General features: G+C 64.3%; 3 protein-coding genes. All 3 read left to right on the forward strand.

Going from position 1 to position 2,825, the window contains the following annotated elements; translation table 11 throughout:
* A partial coding sequence (locus AB4Y84_RS18405) for a DcaP family trimeric outer membrane transporter (protein WP_442250615.1) occupies window positions 1-967 on the forward strand: 967 nt, incomplete at its 5' end.
* 78 nt (window positions 968-1,045) lie between these two features.
* A complete protein-coding gene (adiC, locus tag AB4Y84_RS18410) occupies window positions 1,046-2,398 on the forward strand; it encodes an arginine/agmatine antiporter (protein ID WP_223495435.1) in 1,353 nt (450 codons plus the stop codon).
* 20 nt (window positions 2,399-2,418) lie between these two features.
* A partial coding sequence (locus tag AB4Y84_RS18415) for an Orn/Lys/Arg decarboxylase N-terminal domain-containing protein (RefSeq protein WP_442250616.1) occupies window positions 2,419-2,825 on the forward strand: 407 nt, incomplete at its 3' end.

Raw genomic sequence — 2,825 nt, forward strand, 5'->3', positions numbered from 1 at the left:
GTTCATTCCCTCGTCGATGCCGGTGGGCGGCAGCCATCGCGACGTCTCGAACTTCAATATCCACGCCAAGCAGACGCGTTTCAGCTTCGAGGCGCGGCGTCCAACCACGCACGGCAACCTGCGCTTCTATCTGGAGAATGATTTCTTCGGCAGCAGCGATGGCTATCAGTTCCGCCTGCGCCATGCCTACGGTCAGCTTGGCAACACCTACGCAGGCTATGGCTATTCCAGCTTCATGGATCCGGACAGTTTGCCCGACACGCTGGATTTTGCTGGGCCCGGCGGCGCCGGTTACCTGCTGGTGGCCGGCATCCATCACAGCTTTGCACTGGGCAAGGGCAACACCCTGACGCTGGCCGCCGAAGACCCGGACACCGAGCTGGCCGGCGCCAGCGATGCGATGGCGGCAGTCAATCGACTGCCGGATGTGAGTGCCATCGCGCGCATGGAGCGTGACTGGGGCCACCTGCAACTGGGCGTCGTGGCGCGCAGTCTGGCCTACGACGGCGATGCCCGCCGTGACCGCGTCTTTGCCGGTGGCGCGCAGCTCAGTGGCTCGGCCTCGGTGGGGGAACGCGATCTGTTGCTGTTCGGCGCGCTGGGCGGCCGCGGCCTGAGCCGCTATACCGCCGATCTCACCGGTTCCGGTCTTGACGCGGTGGTAGGTGCCGATGGACGCATAGATGCGCTGGACCTGCACGGTGGCTTCGTCGGTTACACCCATTACTGGTCGGATCTGTGGCGCTCGAACCTGATCTACGGCCAGCTGACCCTGGAACGCAATGCGGCGCTGCCCACCGATGCATTCCGGCAAAGCCGCTACGGCGTGTTCAACCTGATCTGGAGCCCGGCACCGTCGTGGACGATGGGCATGGAACTGCTGTACGGCCGCCTGCAGCAGCAGAGCGGAGCACGCGGCGACACGGTCCGGGTGCAGGGCAGCCTGCAATACAACTTCATCAAGTAAGCGCCAGCGGCAGCACGCCAGCGTAGCCATTCCCCACGCCCGGGTTCACCGGGCCCATGCCAGGTACAGGAGATTGTCATGGCAGAAGCAAAGAAAATCGGGGTGGTCGGAGCCACCTTCCTCGTCGCCGGCAACATGATGGGCTCAGGGGTGTTCCTGCTGCCCTCCAGCCTGGCCAAGATCGGTACCGCCTCGATATGGGGGTGGCTGATCACCACGGCCGGTGCGCTGCTGCTGGCCTTCGTGTTCGCCAAGCTCGGCAAGCTGGCGCCCAAAGCGGGTGGCCCGTATGCGTATGCACGCGATTGGTTCGGTCCCTACATGGGCTTCCAGACCAACACCATCTACTGGTTCGCCAACTGGATCGGCAACGTTGCCATTCCCATCGCGGCGGTGGGCTACTTCAGCTACTTCTTCCCGATCCTGTCCGAACCGCTGGTGCGCTGCATCGCGGTGCTGATCCTGGTGTGGGCGTTGAGCTTTGCCAACATGATCGGACCGGCGTTCGTCAGCCGCGTGCAGACGGTCACCACCAGCTTCGCGCTGGTGCCGATCCTGGGCATCGCCATCTTCGGCTGGTTCTTCTTCGATGCCGACATCTTCAAGGGCGCGTACAACGTGTCCGGCGAATCGAACTTCGGTGCGATCTCCAGTGCGGCGGCACTGACCCTGTGGGCCTTCATCGGCGTCGAGTCGGCCTCGGTCACGGCCGGCGTGGTTGAAAACCCGGAGAAGAACGTGGCCCGCGCCACCCTGGCCGGTGTGTTCCTGGCCGCCATCGCCTACATCGCCAGCTCGTCGGTGATCATGGGCATGGTGCCCAACGGCGAGCTGCAGGTGTCTGACGCGCCGTTTGCACTGGCGGCGGCCAAGGCCGTCGGGGGCTGGGGTGGTGCGCTGGTCAGCCTGTGCGCCTTCATCGGCGCCGCAGGTTCGCTGGGCGGCTGGATCCTGCTGACCGCGCAGAGCGCCAAGGCGGCCTCCGATGATGGCCTGTTCCCGAGCATCTTCAGCAAGACCAACAAGGACGACGTGCCGGTCAAGGGCGTGCTGATCGTGGCCGTGCTGATGACCCTGGCGGTGCTGGTGACCTCCACCTCGAAGACCGCTTCGGCCCAGTTCGACGTGATCACCTCGGCGGCGGTGGTGTTGACGCTGCTGCCGTACATCTACTCGTGCGTGGCCTGCTATTTCGTGGTGGAGCGTTCGCACACGCTGGTGCACACCGGTGCGTTCTGGACCCTGACCAGCCTGACGGTCGTGTACTGCTTGTGGGCGATCTACGGCTCGTCGGGAACGATCGTGCAGTACGCCTTCCTGTTCGTGCTGTTCATCACTGTGTTCTATCCCTTCTTCAGCGAGGAGCGCCGCCAGCAGCGGCAGCGTTCCCGCGAGGCGGCGGCGATCTCTGCCGGCGCCCAGCGTTCCTGAGTTAGACAAGGAGAATCAACGTGTATTTCAAGTCCCTGGATTATCCGGTCATCGTCATTGACGGTGACTACGACTCGCCGCGCATCGGCGGTATCCTCATCCGTGCGCTGGTGGAAGAGCTGCGCAGCAATGACCAGCGCGTGCTGTGCGGTCTGAACCTGGATGACGCGCGCGCCGGCGCCCGTACCTACGTGGCCGCTTCGGCGGTGCTGATCTCGATTGACGGCAGCGAGGAGGTCGACGGCGAGTTCCAGCGCCTGACCGCCTTCCTGCGCGAGCAGAGTGCGCGCCGGGCCAACCTGCCGGTGTTCCTGTACGGCGAGCGCCGTACCATCGAGAAGGTGCCGAGCAAGCTGCTCAAGTACATCCACGGCTTCATCTTCCTGTTCGAAGACACCAAGAGCTTCATCTCGCGCCAGGTGATGCG

The sequence above is a fragment of the Stenotrophomonas sp. 2YAF22 genome (assembly GCF_052114665.1).
In the GTDB taxonomy this organism is placed as follows: domain Bacteria; phylum Pseudomonadota; class Gammaproteobacteria; order Xanthomonadales; family Xanthomonadaceae; genus Stenotrophomonas; species Stenotrophomonas indicatrix.